Source organism: Lelliottia sp. F153 (genome assembly GCF_002870005.1).
Taxonomy (GTDB): Bacteria; Pseudomonadota; Gammaproteobacteria; order Enterobacterales; family Enterobacteriaceae; genus Enterobacter; species Enterobacter nimipressuralis.
This window is the reverse complement of the sequence record NZ_PKFT01000015.1, coordinates 1-15,853: the sequence shown is the minus strand read 5'-3', so window position 1 is coordinate 15,853 and position 15,853 is coordinate 1. Positions and strand designations below refer to the sequence as shown.

The following is a 15,853-nucleotide window of genomic DNA, read 5'->3' as shown; positions in this document are numbered from 1 at the left end:
GAGATGCGTTTAAATACTCTGTCTCCAGCCGAAGGCTCTAAAAAGGCGGGTAAACGCCTTGGTCGTGGTATCGGTTCTGGCCTCGGTAAAACCGGTGGTCGTGGTCACAAAGGTCAGAACTCTCGTTCTGGCGGTGGCGTACGTCGCGGTTTCGAGGGTGGCCAGATGCCACTGTACCGTCGTCTGCCGAAATTCGGTTTCACCTCTCGCAAATCAGCGATTACAGCGGAAATCCGTCTGTCTGACCTGGCGAAAGTTGAAGGCGGCGTTGTAGACCTGAACACGCTGAAAGCAGCAAACATTATCGGTATCCAGATCGAGTTCGCGAAAGTGATCCTGGCTGGTGAAGTAACTACTCCGGTAACTGTTCGTGGCCTGCGTGTTTCTAAAGGCGCTCGTGCTGCTATCGAAGCTGCTGGCGGTAAAATTGAGGAATAAGTAGCAGATGGCTAAGCAACCGGGATTAGATTTTCAAAGTGCCAAGGGTGGATTTGGCGAACTGAAACGCAGACTTTTGTTTGTAGTTGGTGCGCTGATCGTTTTCCGTATTGGCTCTTTTATTCCGATCCCTGGTATCGATGCCGCTGTACTTGCCAAACTGCTTGAGCAACAGCGAGGCACCATCATTGAGATGTTTAACATGTTCTCTGGTGGTGCTCTCAGCCGTGCTTCTATCTTTGCACTGGGTATCATGCCGTATATTTCGGCATCTATTATTATCCAGCTGCTGACGGTCGTTCATCCGGCCTTGGCAGAGCTGAAGAAAGAAGGGGAGTCTGGTCGTCGTAAGATCAGCCAGTACACCCGTTACGGCACTCTGGTGCTGGCAATATTCCAGTCGATCGGTATTGCTACCGGTTTACCGAATATGCCTGGTATGCAGGGCCTGGTTATTAACCCGGGCTTTGCATTCTATTTCACCGCTGTTGTAAGTCTGGTCACAGGGACTATGTTCCTGATGTGGCTCGGCGAACAGATTACTGAGCGAGGTATCGGTAACGGTATCTCAATCATTATCTTCGCCGGTATCGTTGCGGGACTCCCGCCAGCCATTGCCCATACGATCGAGCAAGCGCGTCAAGGCGACCTGCACTTCCTCCTGTTGCTATTGGTTGCAGTATTAGTATTTGCAGTGACGTTCTTTGTTGTCTTCGTTGAACGTGGTCAACGCCGCATTGTGGTGAACTACGCGAAACGTCAGCAGGGTCGTCGTGTCTATGCTGCACAGAGCACACATTTACCGCTGAAAGTGAATATGGCCGGGGTTATCCCAGCGATCTTCGCTTCCAGTATCATTCTGTTCCCAGCAACCATCGCGTCATGGTTCGGGGGCGGAACCGGTTGGAACTGGCTGACAACAATTTCGCTGTATTTGCAGCCTGGGCAACCGCTTTATGTGTTACTCTATGCGTCTGCAATCATATTCTTCTGTTTCTTCTACACGGCGTTGGTCTTCAACCCGCGTGAAACAGCAGATAACCTGAAGAAGTCCGGTGCATTTGTACCAGGAATTCGTCCGGGAGAGCAAACGGCGAAGTATATCGATAAAGTAATGACTCGTCTGACTTTGATTGGCGCGTTGTACATTACTTTTATCTGCCTGATCCCGGAGTTCATGCGTGATGCAATGAAAGTACCGTTCTACTTCGGTGGGACCTCACTGCTTATTGTTGTTGTCGTGATTATGGACTTTATGGCTCAAGTGCAAACTCTGATGATGTCCAGTCAGTATGAGTCTGCCTTGAAGAAGGCGAACCTGAAAGGCTACGGCCGTTAATTGGTCGCCCGAGAAGTTACGGAGAGTAAAAATGAAAGTTCGTGCTTCCGTCAAGAAATTATGCCGTAACTGCAAAATCGTTAAGCGTGATGGCGTCATCCGCGTGATTTGCAGTGCCGAGCCGAAACATAAACAGCGTCAAGGCTGATTATTTCGCATTTTTTTCTTGCAAAGTTGGGTTGAGCTGGCTAGATTAGCCAGCCAATCTTTTGTATGTCTGTACGTTTCCATTTGAGTATCCTGAAAACGGGCTTTTCAGCATGGTGCGTACATATTAAATAGTAGGAGTGCATAGTGGCCCGTATAGCAGGCATTAACATTCCTGATCAGAAACATGCTGTGATCGCATTAACTTCGATCTATGGCGTCGGCAAGACCCGTTCCAAAGCCATTCTGGCTGCAGCGGGTATCGCTGAAGATGTTAAGATCAGTGAGCTGTCTGAAGAACAAATCGACACGCTGCGTGACGAAGTTGCCAAATTTGTCGTTGAAGGTGATCTGCGCCGTGAAGTTAGCATGAGCATCAAGCGCCTTATGGACCTTGGTTGCTATCGCGGTTTGCGTCATCGTCGTGGTCTCCCGGTTCGCGGTCAGCGCACCAAGACCAACGCACGTACCCGTAAGGGTCCGCGCAAACCGATCAAGAAATAATCGGGGTGATTGAATAATGGCAAAGGCACCAATTCGTGCACGTAAACGTGTAAGAAAACAAGTCTCTGACGGCGTGGCTCATATCCATGCTTCTTTTAACAACACCATCGTTACTATTACTGATCGTCAGGGTAACGCATTGGGTTGGGCAACAGCCGGTGGTTCCGGTTTCCGTGGTTCTCGCAAATCTACTCCGTTCGCAGCCCAGGTTGCAGCAGAGCGTTGTGCAGAAGCCGTAAAAGAATACGGCATCAAGAATCTGGAAGTTATGGTTAAAGGTCCGGGTCCGGGTCGCGAATCAACTGTTCGTGCTCTGAACGCCGCTGGTTTCCGCATCACTAATATTACTGATGTGACTCCGATCCCTCATAACGGTTGTCGTCCGCCGAAAAAACGTCGCGTATAACGCTTACGTTTTCTAGGATTGTTGGAGATAGAAAATGGCAAGATATTTGGGTCCTAAGCTCAAGCTGAGCCGTCGTGAGGGCACCGACTTATTCCTTAAGTCTGGCGTTCGCGCGATCGATACCAAGTGTAAAATTGAACAAGCTCCTGGCCAGCACGGTGCGCGTAAACCGCGTCTGTCTGACTATGGTGTGCAGTTGCGTGAAAAGCAAAAAGTTCGCCGTACCTACGGTGTGCTGGAGCGTCAGTTCCGTAACTACTATAAAGAAGCAGCACGTCTGAAAGGCAACACCGGTGAAAACCTGTTGGCTCTGCTGGAAGGTCGTCTGGACAACGTTGTTTACCGTATGGGCTTCGGCGCTACTCGTGCTGAATCACGCCAACTGGTTAGCCATAAAGCAATCATGGTAAACGGTCGTGTTGTTAACATCGCTTCTTATCAGGTTAAAGCGAACGACGTTGTTAGCATTCGTGAGAAAGCGAAAACGCAATCTCGCGTGAAAGCCGCTCTGGAGCTGGCTGAGCAGCGTGAAAAGCCAACCTGGCTGGAAGTTGATGCTGGCAAGATGGAAGGCACGTTCAAGCGTCAGCCAGAACGTTCTGATCTGTCTGCGGACATTAACGAACACCTGATCGTCGAGCTTTACTCCAAGTAAAGCTTAGTACCAAAGAGAGGACACAATGCAGGGTTCTGTGACAGAGTTTCTAAAACCGCGCCTGGTAGATATCGAGCAAGTGAGTTCGACGCACGCCAAGGTGACCCTTGAGCCTTTAGAGCGTGGCTTTGGCCATACTCTGGGTAACGCACTGCGCCGTATTCTGCTCTCATCGATGCCGGGTTGCGCGGTGACCGAAGTTGAGATTGATGGTGTACTTCATGAGTACAGCACCAAAGAAGGCGTTCAGGAAGATATCCTTGAAATCCTGCTCAACCTGAAAGGGCTGGCGGTGAGAGTTCAGGGGAAAGATGAAGTTATTCTTACTCTGAATAAATCTGGCATTGGCCCTGTGACTGCAGCCGACATTACCCATGATGGTGATGTCGAAATCGTCAAGCCGCAGCACGTGATCTGCCACCTGACCGATGAGAACGCAGCTATTAGCATGCGTATCAAAGTTCAGCGCGGTCGTGGTTATGTGCCGGCTTCTGCCCGAATTCATTCGGAAGAAGATGAGCGCCCAATCGGCCGTCTGCTGGTCGACGCATGTTACAGCCCTGTAGAGCGTATTGCCTACAATGTTGAAGCAGCGCGTGTAGAACAGCGTACCGACCTGGACAAGCTGGTCATCGAAATGGAAACCAACGGCACAATCGATCCTGAAGAGGCGATTCGTCGTGCGGCAACCATTCTGGCAGAACAACTTGAAGCTTTCGTTGACTTACGTGATGTTCGTCAGCCGGAAGTTAAAGAAGAGAAACCAGAGTTCGATCCGATCCTGCTGCGCCCTGTTGACGATCTGGAATTGACTGTCCGCTCTGCTAACTGCCTCAAGGCAGAAGCTATCCACTATATCGGTGATCTGGTACAGCGTACCGAGGTTGAGTTGCTGAAAACGCCTAACCTGGGTAAAAAATCTCTTACTGAGATAAAAGACGTGCTGGCTTCACGTGGTCTGTCTCTGGGTATGCGCCTGGAAAACTGGCCACCAGCAAGCATTGCTGACGAGTAACCGGATCACAGGTTAAGGTTTTACTGAGAAGGATAAGGTCATGCGCCATCGTAAGAGTGGTCGTCAACTGAACCGTAACAGCAGCCATCGCCAGGCTATGTTCCGCAACATGGCAGGTTCACTGGTTCGTCATGAGATCATCAAGACGACCCTGCCTAAAGCGAAAGAGCTGCGTCGCGTAGTTGAGCCGCTGATTACTCTTGCCAAGACTGACAGCGTTGCTAATCGTCGTCTGGCATTCGCCCGTACTCGTGATAACGAGATCGTGGCAAAACTGTTTAACGAACTGGGCCCGCGTTTCGCGAGCCGTGCCGGTGGTTACACTCGTATTCTGAAGTGTGGCTTCCGTGCAGGCGACAACGCTCCGATGGCATACATCGAGCTGGTTGATCGTTCTGAATCGAAAGCAGAAGCTGCTGCAGAGTAATCTGTAGTAACGTAAAAGAACCCGCTTCGGCGGGTTTTTTTATATCCCCTGAATCATCCTTTCTCTACACTGTCTGAATCCACTCTTATACTTCGGAGTTTTACGATGTGGCTGCTTGATCAATGGGCAGAACGTCATATCCTGGATGCCCAACGTAAAGGCGAGTTTCGCGATCTTCCAGGCGCTGGCCAACCGCTTACACTTGATGATGATACCCTGGTTCCCGCTGAATTACGGTCGGGCTATCGACTGTTAAAAAATGCCGGTTGCCTTCCTCCAGAGCTCGAAAATCGTAAGGATGCGTTGGCTCTGGCTGATTTGCTTAAAGGCATTGAACCTGGCGATCCTGAAGCTCAGGAAATCCGTCGACGGTTGGCGCTTGTTGAGCTTAAATTGCAGCAAGCCGGAGTGAATACCGATTTCCTGCATGGTCAATATTCGGATCGTTTGTTTAAAACAATCAAAGGAGATTGCTAATGTATCGCATTGGTGAACTTGCGAAGCTCGCAGACGTTACGCCAGACACTATCCGCTACTATGAAAAGCAGCAGATGATGGAACATGAGGTTCGCACTGAAGGTGGTTTTCGGCTTTACACTGAAAAGGATCTTCAGCGACTCAAGTTCATCCGCTATGCGCGACAGCTCGGTTTTACGCTGGAATCGATCAGAGAACTGCTTTCGATCCGCATCGATCCTGAACACCACACCTGTCAGGAATCGAAAAGCATCGTTCAGGCCAGGTTAACGGAGGTGGAAGCGAGAATTGAAGAGCTACAAACCATGCAGCGTTCACTGCAGCGTCTTAATGATGCGTGTTGCGGTACGGCACATAGCAGTCTCTACTGTTCAATACTCGAAACACTCGAACAAGGTGCCAGTGGCATACCGCGTGGCTGTTGATTTTTAAAATGAGTGGATCTACACTCGCGCCGATTTTACTTACAATCTGGAGATATTATGAGCCGCTATCAGCATACGAAGGGGCAAATTCAGGATAATGCCATTGAGGCTTTGTTACATGATCCACTGTTTCGCCAGCGGGTCGAAAAGAATAAAAAAGGGAAGGGAAGTTATCTGCGTAAAGGAAAACATGGCAAACGGGGTAACTGGGAGGCCAGTGGCAAGAAAGTGATTCACTTTTTTACCACTGGCCTTCTGGCTTTATGCGCCTGATTACGAGCGACTGTTCTGCTCTTTCAATAGATCGCGAATTTCAGTCAGTAAAACTTCTTCTTTTGTCGGTGCCGGTGGTGCAGCTGCCGGTTCTTCTTTTTTACGGTTCAATTTATTAATCAGCTTAATCGCCATAAAGATTGCGAAGGCAACAATCAAAAAGTCGAAAATATTCTGAATAAATACGCCATAGTGCATCACGACTGCAGGGATATCGCCTTGTGCATCTCTGAGAGTGAAAGCAAATTGTTTGAAATCGACACCACCAATTAACAGCCCTAACGGTGGCATAATGATATCGGCAACCAGAGATGAAACAATCTTGCCGAATGCTGCACCAATAATCACACCCACTGCCAAATCTACTACATTCCCGCGCATCGCAAATTCGCGAAATTCTTTAATAACACTCATTTTATTCTCCTTGAGCCAGCTAACGATCCTAAGTTTAACAAATCATTAGCCAATTTCCATTGAGGATAAATATTCGTTATGAAAAATTAACCATTATAAAATAGAGGGTTAATAAAAAAAGGCGCCCGAATGAGCGCCTTTCACCATTACAGGAAGAATGGACTTGGCTGGAACAGGCGTTCGACGTCGGTAATAAACTTTTTATCTGTCAGGAACATAATGACGTGATCGCCCTGTTCGATGCGCAAATTATCATTAGCGATCATGACATCATTCCCGCGCACCACGGCACCGATTATTGTGCCTGGCGGTAGTTTAATTTCGTCAATGGCTCGGCCAACAACGCGAGAGGTGGTTTCATCTCCGTGAGCGACGGCTTCAATTGCCTCGGCAACGCCACGACGGAGGGAGGAAACGCCGACAATATCCGCTTTACGGACATGGCTTAACAGCGCTGAAATGGTTGCCTGCTGTGGCGAGATGGCAATATCAATGACGCTGCCTTGTACCAAATCGACATAGGCCCGGCGCTGAATGAGCACCATGACTTTTTTGGCACCCATGCGTTTTGCCAGCATGGCCGACATGATATTGGCCTCATCGTCATTGGTGACGGCGATGAACAGATCAACTTGATCAATATGTTCTTCCGCCAGCAATTCCTGATCCGATGCGTCGCCATAAAACACGATCGTATTCTGTAGTTTTTCTGCCAGCTCTGCAGCGCGCTGTTGATCGCGCTCGATCAACTTCACGCTGTAATCTTTTTCAAGCCGGTGCGCCAGACCAGCACCAATATTCCCGCCGCCTACCAACATGATGCGCTTATAGGGTTTTTCCAGACGCTGGAGTTCACTCATTACGGCGCGGATATGCTGCGAGGCAGCAATGAAGAACACTTCATCTCCGGCTTCGACAATGGTGGAGCCTTGTGGGCGAATGGGACGGTCATGACGGAATATCGCCGCCACACGCGTATCAATATGGGGCATATGCTCGCGCATGGTGGAGAGTGCATTACCAATCAGCGGGCCGCCGTAGTAAGCCTTCACAACCGCCAGGCTGACTTTCCCCTCGGCAAAGTTCACAACCTGCAGGGCGCCAGGATATTCAATCAAACGGTAAATACTGTCGATAACCAGTTGTTCTGGGGCGATAAGATGATCAATCGGCACCGCTTCAGAATTGAAGAGCTTTTCTGCATCTCGGACGTAATCCGGTGAGCGAATACGTGCAATTCGGTTCGGGGTGTTGAATAACGAATAGGCGACCTGGCAGGCGACCATATTTGTTTCATCTGAACTGGTCACCGCGACCAGCATGTCCGCATCGTCAGCGCCCGCTTCGCGAAGCACGCGCGGATGCGAACCGTGCCCCTGCACTACGCGTAGATCGAATTTATCCTGCAATCCCCGCAGCCGATCGCCATTGGTGTCGACGATCGTGATGTCGTTATTTTCGCCCACCAGGTTTTCAGCCAGCGTGCCGCCTACCTGTCCTGCGCCCAGAATGATTATCTTCATAACTTGCGACCCGTTTTCAACATCACGCTTTGATTAGCTTAGCGTAAAAGAAGCCATCACCTTCTTCCGCTCCCGGCAGGTTTTGGATTCCCGGAACATCGGCTGTGCCCGTCATGTGTAACGCAGCATCAGGAGTACGTTTCAGGAATGCGGCAATCTGCTGGGCGTTTTCTTCCGGAAGAACGGAGCATGTTGCATAAACCAACGTTCCGCCAGACTTCAGATGCGACCAGACGGCATCAAGAATTTTGCTTTGCAGCTGTGCCAGCTCATTGATATCGCGATCCCGGCGCAGCCATTTGATATCAGGATGACGACGAATCACACCAGTTGCCGAGCAAGGGGCGTCCAGCAGGATACGATCAAACTGTTCGTCGCCGCACCACTGGGAAGGGGTACGTCCGTCACCTTGCTTGACTTCCGCTTTCAAACCCAGGCGTTTCAGGTTGTCATATACACGGGAGAGTCGCTGCTCGTCCACGTCGACAGCCAGTACTTTAGCCTGTGGCGCAGCTTCAAGAATATGCGTCGTTTTACCACCTGGAGCGGCGCACAGATCGAGAATACGTTCGCCGTTTTGTGGCGCAAGCCAGGTGATACACCCTTGGGCGGAGGCGTCTTGAACGGTAACCCAACCCTGGTCAAAACCAGGCAATGCCTGCACAGGGGCAGGGGATGCCAGACGCACTGCATCGGGGTAGGCGTCATGCGTAAAACCGCTCATTTCAGCGTGTTCAAGCAGAGCCAACCATTCATCGCGAGTATGGTGGATGCGGTTCACTCGTAGCCACATTGGCGGGCGTTGATTGTTGGCGTCAACGATGGATTCCCATTGCTGCGGATAGGCTTTTTTCAGGCGCTTAAGCAGCCATTCCGGATGCAGAAAACGCTGTTCGGACTGGTTGAACTCTGCCACCAGTTCTTCCTGCTGACGCTGGAACTGGCGCAATACGCCGTTGATCAGCCCCTTCAACTGCGGACGCTTAATCGCCACGGCGCCTTCAACGGTTTCTGCCAGAGCGGCGTGAGGGGGAATGCGTGTATGAAGCAGTTGGTAGAATCCGACCATAATCAAATAGTGGATAGTGCGCTGTTTACCCGTCATTGGTCGGGACATCAGCTTGTTAATTAGCCACTCCTGCTGCGAGAGCGTACGCAGTACGCCAAAGCACAGTTCCTGGAGAAGAGCTTTGTCTTTATCAGACACTTTCTGCTGAAGCGGCGGCAAGATATTGCTCAGCGATTGACCTTGTTCGACCACTTTCTCAATGGCCTGTGCAGCCATGCTGCGAAGATTTAGTTTTTTCATAACCGCAAAAATAAAAATGCCCGGAAACTCCGGGCTTTTGGATTAAATGTGTTTAGCCGAGATGTTTACCCGGCGTAAACCACTCACGACGGGAATTCAGCAGGTCCTGTGCGCTCATTGCTTTTTTACCGGCGGGCTGGAGCGACTCCAGATTCAGGATCCCTTCGGCCGTTGCAACCTGAATACCCTGTTTATTTGCATCAATGATTGTGCCAGGTTCCGCGCGGGAGTCGCCATCAATGACCGATGCTTTCCAGATTTTCACTGGCTGCTCGTCGATGGTCAGCCAGCTCATCGGCCACGGGTTAAATGCGCGGATGCAACGTTCAAGTTGGGCAGCAGAAAGTGACCAGTCGAGCTGCGCCTCTTCTTTACTGAGCTTTTCAGCATAGGTGACAAGTGATTCATCCTGAACTTCAGGCTGGGTTTTGCCATCGGCCAGTTGCTGCAACGTCTCAATAAGCCCCTGTGGACCGAGATCAGCCAGCTTGTCGTACAGCGTTGCACTGGTATCTTCTGGAGTGATAGGGCATGCCAGTTTGTACAGCATATCACCCGTATCCAATCCTACGTCCATCTGCATGATGGTGACGCCGGTTTCGTTATCTCCCGCCCAGAGCGAACGCTGAATAGGTGCGGCCCCGCGCCAGCGTGGGAGAAGAGAACCATGCACATTGATGCAGCCCAGACGCGGCATATCCAGAACCGCTTTTGGCAGAATTAATCCGTAGGCCACGACAACCATGACATCGGCATTCAGTTCTGAGACAAGCTGCTGATTTTCCTGAGGACGTAAAGATACAGGCTGGAAAACGGGCAAGCCATGCTCTTCGGCCAGTACTTTAACCGGGCTTGGCATCAGTTTCTTACCACGGCCTGCAGGACGATCCGGTTGAGTGAACACACCGACAACCTGGTGACCCGATGATAACAGCGCGTCCAGGTGACGCGCTGCAAAGTCCGGGGTTCCCGCGAAGATAATGCGTAACTTTTTAGACACGTTATTCCTTGTATCCGGGGGGCACGTTATGCGCGAGTGCGCATACGATCCAGTTTCTCGACTTTCTGACGAATACGCTGCTGCTTCAGTGGAGAGAGGTAATCGATAAACAGTTTACCGACCAGATGATCCATCTCGTGCTGAATACAGATTGCCAGAAGATCGTCTGCTTCCAGTTCAAATGGGTTGCCGTCACGATCAAGCGCGCGGATTTTCACTTTCTCGGCGCGAGGCACCAGCGCACGCTGTTCAGGAATGGACAAACAGCCTTCTTCGATTCCAGTTTCGCCGCTCTTCTCGAGCATTTCCGGGTTGATCAACACCAGACGATCTTCGCGATTCTCTGAAACATCAATCACGATAATACGTTTGTGGATATTCACCTGGGTCGCCGCGAGACCGATGCCTTCTTCAGCGTACATCGTATCGAACATATCATCGACGATACGTTGAATTTCTGCATTCACTTCTTTTACCGGTTCAGCAACAATGCGAAGGCGCTCGTCCGGGATATGTAACACTTGCAAAACTGCCATAAATTTCCAGAGCCGTTGTTCAGGAGTTGAAAAGATTATTACCTCTATTCTAGACAAATCCCCCTCTGATTGACAGCATCGGTGACCAATCGCAAGGATTGCTGGAGCCGCTTATGGCAGGGAATAGGATGACTTCCACTGAGATATGGTTACGTCTAATCAACATTGGGGATTTGTGTGGCGATACGATGTTGATGGCTGCGCAACGTTTGACGCGACGAGAGAATATTGATGAAGCAGTACTGACAGAGGCGGGCCTGACGAAAAAGCAGGCCAGTAAATTTATGAGCATGAAAGAAGCTGACCTTGAACGCTCGCTTAAATGGCTCGAAATTCCGGGGCATTATCTCATTTGCGCAGATAGCCCACTCTATCCTCAGCGGTTACGAACCCTGTCTGACTACCCAGGCGCTTTATTCGTTAAAGGCAATGTTGATGCGCTGAAAAGCGTTCAACTGGCGGTGGTCGGTAGCCGTTCACCTTCCTGGTATGGTGAGAGATGGGGCAAGATTTTCTGTGAGCATCTGGCAAGATGTGGATTCACTATCACCAGCGGACTGGCGCGCGGAATTGATGGTGTTGCTCATCGGGCAGCGCTCTCGGTTCAGGGGAAAAGTATTGCCGTTCTTGGCAATGGCCTGTTCAGTGTTTATCCCCCTCGCCATGTCTCTCTTGCACAAAGCATTATTGACGCTGAGGGCGCGGTGATATCTGAGTTTTCACTCGCCACTTCGCCGTGGCCTGCTAATTTCCCCCGGCGTAATCGTATTATTAGCGGCCTGAGTCATGGCGTACTGGTTGTTGAGGCGGCGCAGCGGAGTGGATCGCTGGTCACCGCTCGATGTGCCATGGAGCAGGGGCGAGAAGTCTTTGCGTTGCCCGGCCCCATTGGCAATCCCGGTTGCGAGGGGCCGCATTGGCTCATCAAGCAAGGCGCGACGCCTGTGACTAGCCCAGAGGAAATCCTGGAAAATTTGCAATATGGGCTAACCTGTATCCCAGATGAGCCTGAAAAATCACTTTATTCATCAGATCAGGAGGAGGTGGCATTGCCATTTCCTGAGCTCCTGGCTAACGTAGGAGATGAGGTAACACCTGTTGACGTTGTCGCTGAACGTGCCGGCCAATCTGTGCCTGTGACGGTAGCACAGCTACTCGAACTGGAGTTAGCAGGATGGATCGCAGCTGTACCCGGCGGCTATGTCCGATTGAGGAGGGCAAGCCATGTTCGACGTACTGATGTATTTGTTTGAGACTTACATCCATAACGAAGCTGAAATGCGCGTGGATCAGGATCGGCTGACGCGGGATCTTACCGATGCAGGATTTGAACGGGAAGATATCTATAACGCCTTAATGTGGTTAGAAAAGCTGGCTGATTATCAGGAAGGCCTTGTCGAACCCATGCAGCTCGCTTCTGATCCGCTGTCTGTACGTATTTTTACGGCTGAGGAGTGTGAAAGGCTGGATGCCAGTTGCCGGGGATTTATCTTATTCCTGGAACAGATTCAGGTGCTAAACCTCGAAACCCGAGAGATGGTGATAGAGCGCGTCATGGCGCTGGATACGGCAGAATTTGAACTGGAAGATCTCAAATGGGTGATTCTGATGGTTCTGTTTAATATTCCGGGCTGTGAAAATGCCTATCAGCAAATGGAAGAATTACTCTTTGAAGTGAATGAAGGTATGCTGCATTAATTCATCTATGTAGCTCCAAGAGTTGTTATGGCCAAATCAGCACTGTTTACGGTGTCTAATAACGAGCCCTGCCCACAGTGTGGGGCTAATCTTGTCATCCGGTCCGGGAAACACGGTCCGTTTCTCGGTTGTTCACACTATCCAGAATGTGATTATGTCCGTCCCCTGAAGAGTCAGGCGGACGGGCATATCGTCAAAATTCTGGAGGGGCAGCTATGCCCGGTCTGTGGTGCTGCTCTGGCATTACGTCAGGGGCGCTTCGGTATGTTTATCGGCTGTAGCCACTACCCTGAATGTAGCCATACCGAGCAGATTGATAAACCAGATGAGACCGCGATTGCCTGTCCCCAGTGCCAACAGGGACAGCTGGTTCAGCGTCGTTCCCGTTTCGGTAAAACATTCCATTCCTGCGATCGCTATCCTGAATGCCAGTTCGTTATCAATTTCAAACCGGTAGCGGGGATTTGCCCTCACTGCGATTATCCGCTACTCATCGAGAAGAAAACGGCACAGGGCATAAAACTCTTCTGTGCCAGTAAACAATGTGGAAAGCCGGTCTCGGCGGATTAAACCTGTGAAGAATAAATTAACATCGGACTCCATTGCCCGTGCGCTGGAAGTCTTGAGAAAAGAAGAAGTCATCGCCTATCCAACGGAAGCTGTATTTGGGGTCGGATGCGATCCTGACAGCGAATTGGCCGTTACGCGTCTATTAGAACTGAAGCAAAGACCGGTCGAAAAGGGACTGATCCTGATTGCTGCAAACTTTGAGCAACTCAAGCCTTACATTGATGATTCGATGTTGAACGAGGCGCAGCGAGAGACTATTTCTGCGGCATGGCCTGGTCCAGTCACTTTTGTTTTCCCGGCGCTGCCGACCACGCCGCGTTGGCTGACGGGGCGCTTTGATTCCCTTGCAGTGCGTGTTACCGATCATCCGCTGGTGGTTGAGCTGTGCCAGACATTTGGTAAGCCGCTGGTTTCTACCAGTGCCAATCTGACAGGGCTGCCACCTTGCCGCACATCGCAAGAAGTGCTTGCCCAGTTTGGTGATGATTTCCCGGTGGTTATCGGTGAAACGGGTGGTCGTCAGAATCCATCGGAAATTCGCGATGCGTTAACCGGCGAGCGCTTTCGCCAGGGGTAATAGGATGGATAAGTACGCGGTTTTTGGTAATCCAATAGCTCACAGCAAGTCACCGTTCATTCATCAGCAATTTGCTGAACAGCTGCAAATCGATCATCCCTATGGCCGCGTTCTGGCGCCCGTCGATGATTTTGTACCGACGCTGAATGCTTTTTTTGACGCGGGCGGCAAAGGGGCTAACATCACCGTGCCCTTTAAAGAAGAGGCATTCGCCCGGGCGGATGAGTTAACCGAGCGCGCCTCCCTTGCCGGGGCGGTGAATACCCTCAAGCGACTGGAGGACGGACGCCTGCTGGGTGACAACACCGATGGTATTGGCTTATTAAGCGATCTCGAAAGACTCTCTTTTATTAAGAAGGGTTTTCGTATTCTGCTGATTGGCGCGGGCGGTGCCTCTCGCGGCGTATTGTTGCCACTTCTTTCTTTGGATTGTGCTGTCACGATCACTAACCGCACGTTCTCCCGGGCAAAAGAGCTGGCTACGCTCTTTGCTCATACGGGCAGCGTGAACGTGGTGGCAATGGAAGATCTGGGTGAGCATGAATTTGATCTCATCATTAATGCGACATCCAGCGGGATCGGTGGCGATGTACCAGCGCTCCCTTCTTCATTAGTCACTCCTCATATTTACGTCTATGACATGTTCTATCAAAAGGGCAAAACGCCTTTCCTGAGCTGGTGTGAAGAACTCGGCGCGAAGCATCTGGCCGACGGTCTGGGCATGCTGGTGGGGCAAGCGGCACATGCTGTTCTGCTCTGGCACGGCGTATTACCCGCAGTAGAACCCGTTATTGAAAAACTGAAACAGGAATTGCTGGCATGAACCAGGCGATTCATTTTCCGGACAGGGAAGTCTGGGACGAAAGCAAACAGGCAGTCTGTTTTCCGGTATTGGTTAACGGTATGCAGATGACCTGCGCTATTACGGGCGAGTTATTGCTAAGGCGTTTTGGCGGGACGATACCGCTGGAGGTCTTTAGGGGCTATCGCTGGGATCTTGAAGAAGAAGCCAGCGATATGATCCGCAACGAGCAGGAAGACGATCAAGGGTGGGTGTGGTTTTCCTGATCCAGGTAGTCGTCTTTCCATTTGACGTAGTTATTCGCCGAATATTTCAGCCCTTCGATTTCCGTCTCTTTTAACCGACGGACCTGTTTTACCGGGCTGCCTAAATAGAGATAGCCGCTTTCCAGGCGTTTGTTTTGTGGGACCAGACTCCCGGCGCCTATCATCACATCGTCTTCTACCACTACCCCATCCAGCAGAATAGATCCCATCCCCACCAGTACCCGGTTGCCAATAGTGCAGCCGTGTAACATCACTTTATGGCCAACTGTGACCTCTTCTCCAATAATGAGGGGATTACCTTCTGGGTTATAGGACGACTTGTGGGTAACGTGTAAAACGCTACCGTCCTGAATATTGGTGCGCGCGCCGATCGTCACGTAATTCACATCACCCCTGATCGCGACTAGTGGCCAGATGCTCACATCATCATCCATCCTGACATCGCCAATGAGTACGCTACTGGGATCGATCATCACGCGTTCCCCCATTTTCGGGAACAGATCTTTATAGGGACGGAGTACTGCAGACATATCAACCTCGACTGATGAGCTTATACAGAAGATTTTGATCATATTATGCAGCATGGAGGGGTGTTAAATGCGTCAATTTTTAAGCAGATCGGGCAGGATCTCATCGAAAAGCGTGGAAAAGCAGCAGTCAGGAAAAAAGATCTAAAAAACGCTTGTGCTAAAAACTGGGATCCCTATAATGCGCCTCCATCGACACGGCAGATGTGAATCACTTCACACAAACAGCCGGTTCGGTTGAAGAGAAAAAATCCTGAAATTCAGGGTTGACTCTGAAAGAGGAAAGCGTAATATACGCCACCTCGCAACGGTGAGCGAAAGCCGCGTTGCACTGCTCTTTAACAATTTATCAGACAATCTGTGTGGGCACTCAAAGTGACATGGATTCTAAACGTCGAAAGACGCTAAATGAATACCAAAGTCTCTGAGTGAACATACGTAATTCATTACGAAGTTTAATTCACGAGCATCAAACTTAAATTGAAGAGTTTGATCATGGCTCAGATTGAACGCTGGCGGCAGGCC

General features: G+C 50.5%; 23 protein-coding genes. 17 read left to right on the top strand and 6 right to left on the bottom strand.

What is annotated here, in order from left to right; translation table 11 throughout:
* The first annotated feature begins 3 nt into the window (after positions 1-3).
* From rplO to arfA, 11 genes are all read left to right on the top strand, one after another.
* Positions 4-438, top strand: coding sequence for a 50S ribosomal protein L15 (rplO, locus tag F153LOC_RS20760; protein WP_100778651.1), 435 nt, complete (start codon positions 4-6; stop codon positions 436-438).
* A 7-nt stretch (positions 439-445) separates the two neighbouring features.
* The gene (gene secY / locus F153LOC_RS20755; RefSeq protein ID WP_095283665.1) at positions 446-1,777 is read left to right on the top strand and encodes a preprotein translocase subunit SecY; all 1,332 of its coding nucleotides are present in this window, start codon (positions 446-448) and stop codon (positions 1,775-1,777) included.
* 31 nt (positions 1,778-1,808) lie between these two features.
* Entirely contained in the window at positions 1,809-1,925 is a 117-nt protein-coding gene (gene rpmJ / locus F153LOC_RS20750) for a 50S ribosomal protein L36 (protein ID WP_000868187.1), read from the top strand.
* A 146-nt stretch (positions 1,926-2,071) separates the two neighbouring features.
* The gene (gene rpsM, locus F153LOC_RS20745) at positions 2,072-2,428 is read left to right on the top strand and encodes a 30S ribosomal protein S13 (RefSeq protein ID WP_003031135.1); all 357 of its coding nucleotides are present in this window, start codon (positions 2,072-2,074) and stop codon (positions 2,426-2,428) included.
* 16 nt (positions 2,429-2,444) lie between these two features.
* Positions 2,445-2,834 (top strand): 30S ribosomal protein S11, encoded by a 390-nt coding sequence (rpsK, locus tag F153LOC_RS20740; RefSeq protein WP_003031137.1) that lies wholly within the window; start codon positions 2,445-2,447, stop codon positions 2,832-2,834.
* 34 nt (positions 2,835-2,868) lie between these two features.
* A complete protein-coding gene (gene rpsD / locus F153LOC_RS20735; RefSeq protein ID WP_100778652.1) occupies positions 2,869-3,489 on the top strand; it encodes a 30S ribosomal protein S4 in 621 nt (206 codons plus the stop codon).
* Positions 3,490-3,514: 25 nt separating this feature from the next.
* The gene (rpoA, locus tag F153LOC_RS20730; RefSeq protein ID WP_002919219.1) at positions 3,515-4,504 is read left to right on the top strand and encodes a DNA-directed RNA polymerase subunit alpha; all 990 of its coding nucleotides are present in this window, start codon (positions 3,515-3,517) and stop codon (positions 4,502-4,504) included.
* Positions 4,505-4,544: 40 nt separating this feature from the next.
* Entirely contained in the window at positions 4,545-4,931 is a 387-nt protein-coding gene (gene rplQ, locus F153LOC_RS20725) for a 50S ribosomal protein L17 (RefSeq protein WP_001216372.1), read from the top strand.
* A 105-nt stretch (positions 4,932-5,036) separates the two neighbouring features.
* The gene (locus F153LOC_RS20720; RefSeq protein WP_100778653.1) at positions 5,037-5,408 is read left to right on the top strand and encodes a DUF1992 domain-containing protein; all 372 of its coding nucleotides are present in this window, start codon (positions 5,037-5,039) and stop codon (positions 5,406-5,408) included.
* Positions 5,408-5,833: a Zn(2+)-responsive transcriptional regulator gene (gene zntR / locus F153LOC_RS20715; RefSeq protein WP_100778654.1), complete on the top strand. Its 426-nt coding sequence runs from the start codon at positions 5,408-5,410 to the stop codon at positions 5,831-5,833. The genes F153LOC_RS20720 and zntR overlap by 1 nt, the downstream gene beginning before the upstream one ends.
* 57 nt (positions 5,834-5,890) lie before the next feature.
* A complete protein-coding gene (arfA, locus tag F153LOC_RS20710; protein ID WP_100778655.1) occupies positions 5,891-6,106 on the top strand; it encodes an alternative ribosome-rescue factor ArfA in 216 nt (71 codons plus the stop codon).
* Here arfA and mscL read toward each other — a convergent pair whose 3' ends face one another.
* The 5 genes from mscL to def all read right to left on the bottom strand — a co-directional run bounded on the left by mscL (position 6,107) and on the right by def (position 10,888).
* A complete protein-coding gene (mscL, locus tag F153LOC_RS20705) occupies positions 6,107-6,520 on the bottom strand; it encodes a large-conductance mechanosensitive channel protein MscL (protein WP_102105784.1) in 414 nt (137 codons plus the stop codon).
* A 146-nt stretch (positions 6,521-6,666) separates the two neighbouring features.
* Positions 6,667-8,043: a Trk system potassium transporter TrkA gene (trkA, locus tag F153LOC_RS20700; protein ID WP_100778657.1), complete on the bottom strand. Its 1,377-nt coding sequence runs from the start codon at positions 8,041-8,043 to the stop codon at positions 6,667-6,669.
* A gap of 22 nt (positions 8,044-8,065) precedes the next feature.
* Positions 8,066-9,352 (bottom strand): 16S rRNA (cytosine(967)-C(5))-methyltransferase RsmB, encoded by a 1,287-nt coding sequence (gene rsmB, locus F153LOC_RS20695; protein ID WP_102105785.1) that lies wholly within the window; start codon positions 9,350-9,352, stop codon positions 8,066-8,068.
* A gap of 52 nt (positions 9,353-9,404) precedes the next feature.
* Positions 9,405-10,352: a methionyl-tRNA formyltransferase gene (fmt, locus tag F153LOC_RS20690; RefSeq protein ID WP_102105786.1), complete on the bottom strand. Its 948-nt coding sequence runs from the start codon at positions 10,350-10,352 to the stop codon at positions 9,405-9,407.
* A gap of 26 nt (positions 10,353-10,378) precedes the next feature.
* Complete coding sequence (def, locus tag F153LOC_RS20685) at positions 10,379-10,888, bottom strand: peptide deformylase (RefSeq protein WP_102105787.1); 510 nt, start codon at positions 10,886-10,888, stop codon at positions 10,379-10,381.
* 128 nt (positions 10,889-11,016) lie between these two features.
* Here def and dprA point away from each other — a divergent pair, with 128 nt between their 5' ends.
* Genes dprA through F153LOC_RS20655 form a run of 6 tightly spaced genes read left to right on the top strand, consistent with a single transcriptional unit; the run spans position 11,017 to position 14,801 of the window.
* Positions 11,017-12,141, top strand: a complete 1,125-nt coding sequence (gene dprA / locus F153LOC_RS20680; RefSeq protein WP_102105792.1) for a DNA-protecting protein DprA — start codon at positions 11,017-11,019, stop codon at positions 12,139-12,141.
* A complete protein-coding gene (gene smg / locus F153LOC_RS20675) occupies positions 12,113-12,586 on the top strand; it encodes a DUF494 family protein Smg (RefSeq protein WP_102105788.1) in 474 nt (157 codons plus the stop codon). Before dprA ends, smg begins: the two co-directional genes overlap by 29 nt.
* Before the next feature lie 27 nt (positions 12,587-12,613).
* Positions 12,614-13,156, top strand: coding sequence for a type I DNA topoisomerase (locus tag F153LOC_RS20670; protein ID WP_100778662.1), 543 nt, complete (start codon positions 12,614-12,616; stop codon positions 13,154-13,156).
* Positions 13,157-13,160: 4 nt separating this feature from the next.
* Positions 13,161-13,733, top strand: a complete 573-nt coding sequence (tsaC, locus tag F153LOC_RS20665; RefSeq protein ID WP_102105789.1) for an L-threonylcarbamoyladenylate synthase type 1 TsaC — start codon at positions 13,161-13,163, stop codon at positions 13,731-13,733.
* 4 nt (positions 13,734-13,737) lie between these two features.
* Positions 13,738-14,556, top strand: a complete 819-nt coding sequence (gene aroE / locus F153LOC_RS20660; protein WP_102105790.1) for a shikimate dehydrogenase — start codon at positions 13,738-13,740, stop codon at positions 14,554-14,556.
* Complete coding sequence (locus F153LOC_RS20655) at positions 14,553-14,801, top strand: DUF1488 domain-containing protein (protein ID WP_102105791.1); 249 nt, start codon at positions 14,553-14,555, stop codon at positions 14,799-14,801. The genes aroE and F153LOC_RS20655 overlap by 4 nt, the downstream gene beginning before the upstream one ends.
* Here F153LOC_RS20655 and F153LOC_RS20650 read toward each other — a convergent pair.
* Positions 14,777-15,331, bottom strand: a complete 555-nt coding sequence (locus tag F153LOC_RS20650) for a gamma carbonic anhydrase family protein (RefSeq protein WP_102105793.1) — start codon at positions 15,329-15,331, stop codon at positions 14,777-14,779. The genes F153LOC_RS20655 and F153LOC_RS20650 overlap by 25 nt on opposite strands.
* Positions 15,332-15,853: the final 522 nt, after the last annotated feature.